5 protein-coding genes and 1 pseudogene are annotated in these 11,995 nt (G+C 48.0%); 3 read left to right on the top strand and 3 right to left on the bottom strand.

Annotation, left to right across the window (positions count from 1 at the left end; all coding sequences use genetic code 11):
* Positions 1–76: 76 nt before the first annotated feature.
* Entirely contained in the window at positions 77–5,047 is a 4,971-nt protein-coding gene (locus tag C170_RS29825) for a discoidin domain-containing protein (RefSeq protein ID WP_036617483.1), read from the bottom strand.
* 439 nt (positions 5,048–5,486) lie between these two features.
* Between C170_RS29825 and C170_RS29830 the strand changes: the two genes are divergently transcribed.
* Entirely contained in the window at positions 5,487–6,023 is a 537-nt protein-coding gene (locus C170_RS29830) for an NAD(P)H-dependent oxidoreductase (protein WP_036617635.1), read from the top strand.
* 116 nt (positions 6,024–6,139) lie between these two features.
* Here C170_RS29830 and C170_RS29835 read toward each other — a convergent pair whose 3' ends face one another.
* Together C170_RS29835 and C170_RS29840 are read right to left on the bottom strand one after the other, a co-directional pair.
* The gene (locus C170_RS29835; RefSeq protein WP_036617486.1) at positions 6,140–8,203 is read right to left on the bottom strand and encodes a family 43 glycosylhydrolase; all 2,064 of its coding nucleotides are present in this window, start codon (positions 8,201–8,203) and stop codon (positions 6,140–6,142) included.
* A 33-nt stretch (positions 8,204–8,236) separates the two neighbouring features.
* A complete protein-coding gene (locus C170_RS29840) occupies positions 8,237–10,171 on the bottom strand; it encodes a carbohydrate-binding protein (RefSeq protein ID WP_036617489.1) in 1,935 nt (644 codons plus the stop codon).
* Between the two features lie 903 nt (positions 10,172–11,074).
* On the opposite strand from C170_RS29840, the gene C170_RS29845 reads away from it, so the two are divergent.
* Together C170_RS29845 and C170_RS31470 are read left to right on the top strand one after the other, a co-directional pair.
* Complete coding sequence (locus tag C170_RS29845) at positions 11,075–11,434, top strand: hypothetical protein (protein ID WP_036617491.1); 360 nt, start codon at positions 11,075–11,077, stop codon at positions 11,432–11,434.
* 34 nt (positions 11,435–11,468) lie between these two features.
* A pseudogene (locus C170_RS31470) lies at positions 11,469–11,995 on the top strand (YVTN family beta-propeller repeat-containing protein); the annotation flags it as partial.

The raw sequence follows: 11,995 nt of genomic DNA on the forward strand, positions 1-11,995 counted from the left end.
GCTTCATCCTTATCAAGAAAAACCACCTCTGCCCCGCAAGGACGGGAGAGAGATGGTTGGAGAGATCATGATGACATTAATGGTGAAGTTTTAACTCGGCGATGGACCACCACCACTCGGGAGTGTCCGCGGTCAAGGCAATTTTGATGTATCGCGCCGTTTGTCTGGAGAACGTATGTGAGATGACAGGTCCTGTTCCCAGTGCTTCCGTAACCCCTTCCCAACGTTCGCCATCCTCAGAAGTGAAAAACTGGAAGTTGCGAGCATAATCGTTGCTGCTGCTGCCTGAGTCCATTGTCAAGCGGCTGAAGCTCTGCTTGCTTCCCAGATCAATCTGGACCCATTGATTGGCATGTTGACCAGATGAAGAGGTCCAGCGTGAATTCAGATCGTCGTCGAGCATCGCCGCAACATCTTCAGAGGTGGAGGCAGTCGCTGTCCATGATGTTCGATCCAGTTCAGCAGGTAGCAGATGATCCTGTTCCCCGGATATCCAAGGTGTCTGATCAGCGGTATAGACCTCTAATTCAGCCACGGACCACCAATGAGAATCGGTACCCGTCTGTACGACCTTAATATAACGTGCCTCATGCGGTGTAAAAGCGATAGAAAGTAGCGCATCTGATCCTTCACCCGAAGCCAAGGCTTTTCCCCAATGCTCTCCATCCAGAGAAGTATATATTTCATAACCGCGAGCAAAGTCTTCCCGGCTGTGCGCGCTGTCGAGCACAATCCGATTCACTGGCTGCGAGGCTCCCATATCAAGCTGAATCCATTCGCCACCTGTTTGAGTCTGACCGGAGGTCCAGCGTGTTTGGTCCGAGCCGTCGAGTATAGCCGCTGCATCGTCTCCGGAGGAAGCTGTCACGGACCAGCCATCTGGCAGCAGCCTCTTTTGTTTGCCCGTTCCATTATGATGAACAAACAACTCGGAGATCGTCCACCATTGATCGGAATCCCCGATCTGCACCATTTTCACATAACGTGCTTGCTGTTCAGGGAAAGTGATGGACATGCGTCCAGGCGTGCCTTCGCCGCCCGCAATGGATGTGCCCCAGTGTTCACCGTCATCCGAGGCATAAATCCGATACTGTCTCGGATAGTCTTCTTTCGCATGACCCGGGTCCAATTCTATGGCATCGAAAAAGCTCTTCTGGCCGAGGTCAATGGTAATCCATTGTCCTTTGGTTTGCTTCCTACCGTTTGTCCATAGTGTATCTGAACTTCCGTCCAGCATATTGGCTGTAACATCTGCTCCTTGAGTAGAGGAGGCGGTTACGATCCATGAAGAGCGATCTGGAGGCGGTACGGGCTGTGGGAGCTCTGGTGTTGCTTCAAGCTTGCCAAATCGGGCAAGCTTTAGTTCAGAGATCGACCACCAGCTGTCTGCAGAGGAAGTCAATACAATTTTGACATAACGGGCGGTTTGCATGCCCAAATCAACGGACAGACTTGGAGATGTTCCTGCTCCCTCTGCGATAGGCTCGCTCCAGTTCTCGTTATCTTTGGATACGTAGATTTCGTACCCGTGAGCATAATCACCGCCGTTGTTGCCGGAGTTCATGAATACCGTATCCATAGTCTGTTCGCTACCCAGATCGATATGCAACCAATCGCCGGGCTTCTGAATCTGTCCGGATGACCAGCGTGTAGTCAGATCACCGTCCACCATGTGCTCTACCGGCTCCGAACTGGAGGATGCCGTAATGGTCCATTGGCTCCGATCGAGATAGACTACACCCTGAGAGGCATCCGGCTGTTTAACGACGGAATGTTCCAGCGGGTTAACCTTTACTTGCGCTTTGGCATACACGGTAGCCGAACCCAAAGCGCCATGGGCATTGTAGAAATGAACTGTTTTGACAGTGTCGGACGGATTCCAGATTTGAGCTGTATAGACGCCGTCTTTTTCATACACGGTTGCTGCCGGATCATCTGCCCATATATCCATCGTGCGTGTTCCCGTAGAAGCCATGCTGTGCATGAACCAGTACGCGTTAAAGACTTCATTTTGCTGCATCTCGCTCGTATTCCATTTGGCTAGAGCACCTTGCGGGTCTCCAATGGACTGGAATGGCCAGATAATATGCTGCCATGTGCGCTCCTGCTGACCACCCAGGTCCTTAATGAGACCATTGTAGAGAGCCTTAGTATTCTGCGGATCACGTCCATAATAGGTCATCCATTCCGCTGGCGGCAGCCAGTGAATACCGTAAATATGCTCCGCCTCATTAGAGAAGTACGTTCCATACAGGTAGGCGCTGCCGTACACATGACCTACCGTAGCGTGTTGGTAATCCTCCAGCCAGTTATCCCCGTCATAGTTAAACCAGTATTGCTCAGCAGCTTTCTCTTCGGTCATGAAGCCCCAGATCCCGGTGTCGCGATAGGCTTTGTTGCCTGTCACCTCACCCCACATATATTGGCCGACCCAACTAAAGAGCGCTTCTCCTGCGGCCTCCTGGTTATTCCCGCTGCGATTATCGGCGTAACCACCTGCCCAGGAGTGACCAGCGTACGGATCAAAATTGCGAAGCCATGGAAACTGATCATCTGTCCGTGAAGGATTGGCATAGTCCCGAATCAGAAGCTCAACCATGTCGCCGTAATCTTGCAAGAATGTTTTGTCATATGTGGCCAGTACAGCCGATGCAAAAACGTAATAACCGTAGGTGAAATGATGATCTGTCAATCCGGTATTAACACCAAATCCGCTACCGTAAGGGAAGATGGTTCCCCATTCATCCGAATAATAAAAATAATACGAGTGCAAAGGTTCGTCCGGCGAATAGGTATACCAATCTGTCAAAATGGTTCGAAGCAGGGACAGATAGTTGTCTCGTCGTACCGTATCTCCTATCTGGTCGCTGATGAGCACACCCAGCGCAAGCGGATGAAGCTTTTTCCCTTGCCAGTAAGGATCCTCGCTCATCAGATTGCCTGCCGTATCCGCGTCAAGCTGATCCAGATAGCTGATTAATTGTGCACGCGAGTAGGTTGGATTATCTGGCTCCACAAATTGCGGAATAATGCCATAGAATCGATCCTGTGTCGTAAACGTATTGCCTTCACTTACTTTCATCATGCCGCGAATGGAAGGGTAAGCAAGCTCCGTTACCGGAGTAGTCGCTAGTTTCCATTGGTGCGGCAACAAGGCCATCACTGTCTCGGATGAAAAGCCTGCCCGCTTCGTCCGGGTTACCGAGTTGAAGGTAGTCGTTACCAGTGAAGTGCTCTCATTATAATTGTAGTCCACTGTTGTATCGGTTACAAAGGCGTAGGCATGCCGGTAATAATAAGACAGTTCTGCCGCGGACGGCAGGGTAGCCAGTGACAGATAGTCTTCGCTCTGGCCCAGCTTGATTTTGAGCGTATTGCCAAGTTTCATAAATACGGTTCCTTCAGGTGCAAAGATCCCGTAGTTTCTTGTAAAGGTCTGAGGCGTGGGCGCTCTGTCCTGATTGGTTACTTCAACACCGATATGATCGGCCGTCAGCGATTCTCCATCATTCAGAACAATTTCACGGTTCTGATCATCGAAGAGACGTGTGATGTTGGGAGAACGAACAATAATGGTATCCGGGTTATCGAAGGTGTTGTACAGGAAAGGGGAACCTTTCACAAACGTGGTATTCATTTTGGCTGTGTCATCATCGCTCATGATGATCGTTGCGGAATAATCCCCATATCCCGCCACCTTGGTATTTACCTCCGCCGGGTTCATATTGCTGGTGCTCATGATCAGATCCGGTTCACCGTCAGCGTCCATAGAACCGCCATCAGCCGAAACGTAACCAGCTCCGGGATTCAGAAGTTGAAGTCCTTGTTTGGTATATCTACTTTTAAGCGGAAGTGTGACCAGACTGTTGCCATCCCCCAGATCGGATACAAGAATAGACTGCCACCAGTCATTGGAAGGGAGGGGCGCTGTGATGTCAGCCGTGCGATTTTTCGGGTTTTTCGGCTGCAGCATGGTGATGTCATTTACAGCGTAACTCCCGGAACCCACCTTTACCGAGGACGGTTCAGGGATATTCGGAATTGTATGCACAGGTTTGGCATCGCCTTCGATATACTCGTAGACGTCGAATGCGTACAGGGAGTATCCGTTGGTTGTTCCTCTGCCAAGTCCGGCTAATTTCACATACCGTGCTTCGGCGTATACCGGAATCTCATCCCGTCCACCGTCGCTGTGCAGTTCCCGGTATAATGTAGTCCACTGGTCTGCATCATTTGATACTTGAATATCGTATGCACGTCCAAAAGCGTTTTCCCATTGTAGGGATACGTTCCCGATTTCCCGGACTAGTCCAAGGTCTACAACAATCCATTCCTGATCCTTGTAGATGGAAGACCAGCGTGTATCCGGACGGCCATCCGTTACATTCCGTGCTTCGTAATTCCCTTTTTCCATTTTGGCTTTATCCTCGGCTGAACGGCTGGGCTCATCAATTTCTTCCGAAGACGCTGTAACCGGTTGTCCTAGTGCAAGGTTCATTGCTAATGGTTTGGGAGGTGGATTTGCTCCGCCCGTCCCATATACATTGAATTCGTATACAGAGACGCCATAGGCTGGCTGTGCTCTTTGATGACTGAACAAGCGCACATATCGTGCCTCCGCTGTGACCTCAATTTCTGTCAGGCCGCCTTGCCCCTTCGTTGTCGAGTAAACAGACTGCCAGTTGACCTCGTCGTTGGATACTTCTAGATCAAAGGCGGAAGCATACGCATTTTCCCACTGGATGGAGATGCCCGAGATGGAGGCCACCGTGCCTAAGTCAACATAGATCCACTGCGGATCTTGCTGCCATATGCTTTCCCAGCGGCTGTTTTTGTTGCCGTCAACCACAAGATCTGCCGTATTGCCGCCCAGAGATGAGGAACTGTACACAGGCCGGTTCAGGGATAACAGATGATGTTCCTCATCTGCGGCGTTCACTTTTGAGACCGGCCACAGCGGGATGCTGCTAATCAACAACAGAACAGATAACAGCAAGTTCATGTAGATGTTGCGTGTTTTTCCTCTTTGACTCGTTCGTACCTTCATGTGACTACTCCTTTGTTAGCCCTTGCCATCTCACCAGACAGAGCTTCTCTTCTTCTCTTACTCGCTACCGTATGTATCATTTTGTTTCTCGTGTTGCTTTTGTGAGATGTGAATCCAATGCTCAACACGGGATATTCAGGTGCCCCATTTTGTATATCGATCATTTTGTCTGGAATATAAAGGTTTTTTAATCGTTTTCGTGGAAAAAGAGACATATGTCCTACATAATGTATGAGGAATGTGCAACTGTGAAATCAAGATTCGGAATCGTTGTTCTCCAATAATACGATATCTTCGCCACGTTGTTGCCTGAGAGCAATATTGTCCCTCCCCCAAGCACACATGACATCCACGATGGTGTTGGCGGTAACGCCATATTCTGTAAGTCCATATTCAATTAAAGAAACCAACACCCTGGATGGGAAGAAAGGAACTTATGATGAAAACACTTGTTATTCTGGCACATCCCGATATCGAAAGTTCAAGAGTCAATCGTCGCTGGAAGGAGGAGTTGTTGCAGCATACAGATGATATTGTTCTTCACGAATTATATTCGGCCTATCCCGATTGGAAGATTGATGTTTGCCGAGAACAAGAGTTGTTGGAGACACATGATCATATGATGTTGCAGTTCCCGTTATATTGGTACAGTTACCCACCGCTACTGAAAAAATGGTTTGATGACGTGTTTACCCATGGATGGGCGTACGGATCGAAAGGTAATCGATTGAAGGGAAAGCGGATGGGTCTGGCCATGTCCATAGGGGATAAGCAGGAGAATTATGCGAAAGATGGTTCCATCGGTTACAGCGTAGAGGAACTTGTTGCACCCTTCGTAGCAAGCATGAATCATGTAGGGGTTCAGGCGCTGCCGCATTATGCAGTCTATGGTGCCTCGTTCCAGGCTACGGATGAAGAGATTAACCGAAGTGCTGAAGAATACATGCGTTATATAAAGCAGTTCCGGGATTTTTAAAAGTTAAAAGCTGAAGCTCTTCATAAAAAATGTACTGAAAAGGACCTGACTCCACACATGGTGAAGTCCAGGTCCTGATCAATAAACGAAACATTAATAACCGAATAAAACTACATTTATTCTACGCGGAAATAATCAAAATCTGCATATCCTCCGGTAGACTTCGTTGCATAATTGAATAGTGCAAACCGATATCCCATAAAGTGTGGCAGGGTGTAAGACATTTGAAGTGTATTGCCAATGGTTGTCCAGTTGCTGCCATTCAGGCTATAAGCGAAGTAGGCTTTGTCGGTTTGGTTCGTAAAATCACAGATGACGCGTAGATAGATTCTGTTCTGGTTTAATGGCACAGTTGCTACTTCAGTCATGGTGCCGGAACTGGCATTAGCCATAACGATGGATTTGGTGCTGCCCGTCATTTTTACGCCGACAAAACCATATTTGGCCTGAAAAGCAGCAAGTCCAGCATAATCACCATCCTTCATGCCGGCTGTATCCAAAGCGGTCATCCCTGTGCTTTTTGGACCAAAGGTTCGTTGTGTCAGCGTGTTGCGGGCTTCTAACAGGTTCTTGCTGATTTTGCCTGCGGTTAACCGCATGAAACCGGGCCGCTGGAGCAGGGACCAGTTGGCAGCATCAGGGTTATGATTCCACTGCCAGAAAGTAGCGAGACTGGATGTACCGGAAGATGAATTGCTCGTCAGGGAGACGTCATCTACATAAAACGCCATCAAATCATTGGTCGGGTCCGGATTCGAGTTATACGGTGTTTCCACAAAAATGAAGCTTTGGGACAGGTCTGCATTCGACGGAACGATATACGTACCTTGAATGGTACCCCACTGTCCGCGAGTTAACGTCGCACTGCCCATAATGGTAATTCCGGTATAACTTGCACCGTTCTGGATGCTAAGATTGAACGTTTTGGTTGCAGGACCAGTAGTGTATTTGATCTTTGCCGAAAAAGAGTACGTTCCACCCGTTACCAGCTTGCCTGTAACCATCTGTTTGGCTCCGCCTGCTGTCTGCTGTCTGCCGCTGACGAGCAGACTTTTTGTACCGCTGAACGCTTCGGCATTCGTTAAGTTGATGGTTGCCGTATTGTTGCTGGTCCACGGCTGAATGTTACTTTCCTCAAAGCCGCCGTTCACTAACAGTTGCGTTACTGAGGGTGTGCCTGATGTGGTTGCGTTGAACTCATCGGACCCGTAGATTTTGGCAGCAGGCTGACCTTCAACGGGCATATTCATGTTAAGGGGAACCTTGCCGTTCACCCCAAACACAGGCCAGTTATCCGACCACGTCACAGGAACGAGATAGGGGATGCGTCCAATGGCCCCGCTATCACGAAACAGCAAGCCGTACCAAGCGCCGGATGCGGTATCCACGATGCCTCCTTGGGCGATTCCCGAGTCTCTGAGTACAACTTTACCTGTGTATGGACCTGTCAATGTGTTTGCACGATAGGCAAGCTGAATGCGACCATCACCCGAAGGCCAGGCAATCAGGAATACATAGTACATACCATTGATCTTCTGAATGTGTGCTCCTTCTGCCTTTACAATCATGTTGGAGCCGGCTACACTGCTTGCGTTTGGAATGAGGACCTGATTGAGCCCGCCGGATTTAACGGCTTTGGCATCAGGTGTCAGCTCAATGATACTGATGTTATCACTGCCATGAACAAGAAAGGTTCGATTCCCGTCAAACAAAAGGGAGGGGTCATGGTAATAACTGTTCAATGTGTAAGGTGTCCATGGTCCTGTTTCAATATTGCTGGTTTGGTAAATATACGTCTTGCCCGTAGAAAGCGATCCAAAGGCCACATAATATATACCGTTGTTGTACCGCAAACTGCTCGCCCAGGAACCACGCCCATACTCGTTTTGTCCATTGTTCAGATTCTGTATATCCCCGTTTCCAAGCGTATCGTATACATAGTTTACGATGCTCCAGTTGACCAGGTCATAAGACTTCATGACCGGGACTCCCGGATTCATATGCATCGTTGTGCTTGTCATATAAAATGCATTGCCCACCCGAATGACGTCACTGTCAGGAACATCCGCGTAAATAACCGGATTGCTGAACGTTGCGGCTGAAGCTGCCGGACTTGTCAAAGGGAATGATGTTATAAGCAAAGGAAGAGCGAGTAGAAGAGTACTGATTTTTTTCCACATATTCTATCCTCCCAGTTGATCTTGTCCTATGAATTAAAGCGAGTACTCCAAATAATCAATGTAAGCATCCCAAGTGCCATTATCCGTTGTTACGACCAGCTTGATTTCCTGATTGCCTGTAGCGTGAGTGATGCCGGTGAGGGTTTGAACGGTCGGCTCCGTTCCCGTGAAGTAGAAAGAACCAGCGGTTACACCCCCGATGACCAGATCAACACGAGCTGTATTATTGTTATTGGAAGCGCCACGGACAGAGAATTGATGAGTTGGGAATGCAAAATATTGATTGTATGCTGCATAATCATTGTTCCCGTAAAGAGCGACTCCATTAAAAGGGGAACTGATCACACCAGCGTATTGGCCGCCAAGCGTCATATTCTCGGCTTCGTAACGGGTAACGTTTGGATTTGGATTTGGATTAGGATTTGGGTTACCGCCCGAACCGGATGTGAACTGCCAGTAGTCCAGTTTGAACAGATTTCCATTGCCCGAGCCTGTAAACACCAGATACAAACGATGTACCCCTGTAGCATTGGTAACATTGGTCTCCATCTCGCGCCAAGTTTGCGAACCGCCAGTTGAACTTACGTTAAGTGTTCCAACTAGTGGGCCTGTCGGACTGTCCAGTCGAACCTCGATGTTGCCATTTCCGGTAGAAGCGACATTGGCCTTGAACTTGGAGGCTCCAGCTGAGCCGAAATCAACATTGCCGACCGCGATCCAATCCCCGTTATGAATATTAGTGACATTCTGATTGGCTACAGGTCCACCGCTCGCTTGACTCGGTTCAGTGTTAATTCCTGCTTGCCAGCCAATGGTTTCGGCTTCCACGCGGACATACGGGTTGAGGTTAGTGGTCTGAGGTACACCTGTCATATTCCCCTGAACTTCCTGGATTGTTCCATCCGCATTATGTGTCAGTTTGTTGATATGTGTGGAACGGTACCCTTTACCATCACCGAGGAATGCCTTGCTTACCGTTTGCGCATGGTACGCCACATACCATTCGTTGTTGAATTGGAAAACGGCATGGTGGTTATTGCCGCCTACACCGAAGAACGTGCCAGGATTTTTCAGAAAGTGTCCTTTATACGTGAAAGGCCCCATCGGGCTGTCGCTGACCATGTATCCGATCTCACCTTTTGGATATGCAGTGGGGTGTGTTCCCGCGAAGTTGATGCAGTAGGAGTAATAATATTTGCCGTTATACTTGTGGATGCCAGAATCTTCGAACATATAAGGAGAATCAATAGTCACAGCACTGCCCACCACACTGGTCATGTCGGCACCGAGACGAATGACCCGAGCTGTTTTGGGATTGGCAATGGAAGCAGCATTGGTATCGTTCGGGATGCCGCCTCCAGCATACAAGTAAGCAGAGCCATCATCATCGACAAGTACAGCCGGATCAAAGAGCCATGTTACGCCGGACATACCCGGTGTACCGTGAGTCAGGAGGGCACGACCAATTGGATCGGACCACGGTCCAATGGGGGAATCAGCCGTGAGTACGCCAATACCTCCACCCGAGTTGGCAAAGTACAGGAAAAACTTTTCTTTGCCAGCAATGGTTTTCTTCGCCATGGCAGGAGCCCAGGACTGGGTAGCCCATTTGGCAATTCCTTGTCCATTATTGGCATTATTCGCACCCGCTACCGGGATGGAACCATGGTCTGTCCAGTTCACCATGTCAGCTGAGGAGATGACGTTAATTTTCCCAATCGTGCTGTACTGGTTCTCTCGGACAGAGCCGTCACTGTTGTACAGATATGCATCACCTGTCATGTAGACATAGACCCGATTGTTATGGACGAGCACATAAGGATCGGCTCCCAGTTTATGATCGATGAGGGGATTAGAGTTTCCAGGAAGTTTGGCAACGGCTGCATTGGCTGCATGGCTCGATTCAACGGGCAGGGTGACAAAGATTAGCAGACACGACAACAACAAAACTAGCGGTTTACGAATCATACGTTTCGCCTCCATGAGATTGGATTAGTTGGTGAGCTGAAATTCAGAATAACTGAGATGATGAAATGTCGAAAAAACGAAAAGATTTTCCTCATGTCACCCCCTTCTTGAAATAATGGTTAGGTTGGCTGTTAGGTTAAGTCTTCATGTTGTCATATATGGTTTAAGCCAGACAACCTGTGCACCGGGTACGTGGTCACGGCAGCAAGGGAAGTGGCTATAACCCGAAGTAAGCCTGCATCTGTGGGTATGATTAGAAAAGCTATAATCTGTCAGGTTTCTTTTTGTAATCGCTTTCAATAAAATGGGTTAGAACACTGAAATTTGGCGAAGAAAGAGGTTTGGTCACATTTAAATGTAATTATCTTTCATATTTTCTTTTAAATGTTTATTAACTTGACGATATCATATCACAATTTTAAGATAATACAATCTTTTTCTATTTTTTAGTAGAGGATGAAGAAAATGATTATTCTATGTGTTTAACATTGGGCTTGATGGTAAAATACGATCTCGTATTCTATAAAACTACACTTTCAAGCATAGCTTTACTCGCCCCATGAGTTAGATACGAGAAAAAGACGTCTTAAGCTGTGACCGTTTCCCTGGAATCTCCCAGGGGGACGGTCATTTCGTTTTTTTCGGGAATCGATCCTAGTTACATAACAAAATCTACTCTTACTTGCTGACCAACTTTGACATTGCATAATTTCTTCTCTTTGTTGTACATATTCCAGTTTTTGTATAGCTAAAGCCCTGAGCGTAGAAGGTTGTTAAGTGATAATGGTGGGGTGCCCCCTGTGTTTTGTCCACACCGTTGATTGAGTGTTTGAATATTACTATCGAGTGAGCTTATGCCAAATACTGCTAGAGTCAGAGGTTCATAAAGGTGGGATGGGAAAAATGGCTATTTTGTCAACTGGGCCGATTGAAAACAATCCGGTTTCCGGGGTTAGACCGACCCAACAGGTAACGATTAGATTGGTAAGTCGGGCTGAGGTGGACTCTGTAACAGTATCCATTCAGGGGTATGTGCTAAGCACAACAAGAACGCTGTATGTGAGTGAAGTAATCAGTATTGCTCCTAATGAAGCAGTGACCAGAACTTATTTTGCAGATTTAGCTGCTTTTGAGTTTGTTTTTGGAACAGACGTGGAAGGTGTGGAGGAAGTAGGGATTTCAGTGTGGGGCAAACAAGCCTCTGGGCAATTGGTAGATGCACACCGGGTGGTGGAGCACGAAAAAACAGTTAATGACATCTAGGAGATCAGAAATCCCCAAAAGAGGAGATGTAGCGATGAGCTTTTTATCAACAGGGCCAATAGAAAATAATGCTGTTAGCGGTGTAAGGCCGACTCAGACAGTTACAGTCAAAATTGATAACCGTAGTGATGTGAGTACCTCAACCATACAAATACAAGGGTATTACATGAGTGGTGGAATGAGGGTTCTGTATGTCAGTGAGTCTTTTGACATCGCACCTAATCAAATAGTAACCAACAACTATTTTGCCAATTTAGATGCCTTCGAGTTTACTTTTACAACAACAGCGACGATTAATGATCCTGTTCAAGTATCCGTATGGGGTAAGAGCAGCACAGGCGCTTTGGTAACAGCCCATCGTTTGGTTTCTTCCGAATTGCTGGGCGAAACCCCAAGCATCAACGGAGCTACAGGCGCAACTGGGGCTACGGGGGCGACAGGCACACCAGGGACAGCTGGAGTGACAGGTGCAACAGGAGCACAAGGCACAGCAGGTACAACGGGAGTAACCGGAGCAACAGGCACAGCAGGTACAACGGGAGTAACCGGAGCAACAGGCAC

It is taken from the genome of Paenibacillus sp. FSL H7-689, assembly GCF_000517905.1.
GTDB classification, from domain to species: Bacteria; Bacillota; Bacilli; order Paenibacillales; family Paenibacillaceae; genus Paenibacillus; species Paenibacillus amylolyticus.